This window comes from Lichenihabitans sp. Uapishka_5 (assembly GCF_033947565.1).
In the GTDB taxonomy this organism is placed as follows: Bacteria; Pseudomonadota; Alphaproteobacteria; order Rhizobiales; family Beijerinckiaceae; genus Lichenihabitans.
On the sequence record NZ_JARPVX010000221.1, the window covers coordinates 1 to 714 of the forward strand.

General features: G+C 68.2%; 1 protein-coding gene. It reads left to right on the forward strand.

Translation table 11 applies throughout. The features are described from left to right. The coding region (locus tag P7D22_RS23310; protein ID WP_319936619.1) for a DUF1499 domain-containing protein at positions 1-491 on the forward strand (491 nt) is incomplete at its 5' end. Positions 492-714 lie beyond the last annotated feature (223 nt).

The following is a 714-nucleotide window of genomic DNA, read 5'->3' on the forward strand; positions in this document are numbered from 1 at the left end:
GGCTCGCGGCCGTCACGCTGGCCTATCCGGCCACCCTGGCGGCGACGCTGGCGCGCGCCCCGTTGAGCGCCGCCGCCAGCACGGTGCCCGAAGCGCCGCCCCCCTTGTCACGCTCTGCCAGGGCCGTCGCGGCGCGCGGCGTGTCACCGTCCGAAACCCCGGCACCGGTCGCGGCGGCCGACCCCATCACGCTCGACATGCCGGCCGGCGACGCCTTCGACACCGTCGAGGATGCCGTGAAGGCGCTGCGCTGGCGGCTCGTCGAGGCGGTGCCGCCCGGCGGTCGCCTGGGGCTCGGCCATATCGAGGCGATCGCCTTCTCGCCCGTGATGCACCTGCCGCAGGACATCAGCATCCGGGTCGCGCCGGCGGCGGGCCAGGCGCGGGTCGACGTGGTGTCGGTGGCACGCCTCGGCGTCACCGATTTCGGCGAGGGCGCCGCCACGATCCGCCAGCTCGGCGACGCGGTGGCGGCCCAGGCGGACGATTAGCACTACAGTTGCACTTGGCTTTGTGCCTCGTTTGTTTAAATCTCGAATGCTTCGCAATAAGTGCGATTTCTGGGACTTCGCAGGCCGAAATCTACTATTTCCTGGCCGGCAGATGCCTCGAACTCGAACCGCAATTGTAATGCTAGCACTGCGGTAGCGGCATTTTGTCTAGAGCTATTGCCATTCAGGCTGGATCGTATGCATCGTAGCCTGCGGCTCCGAG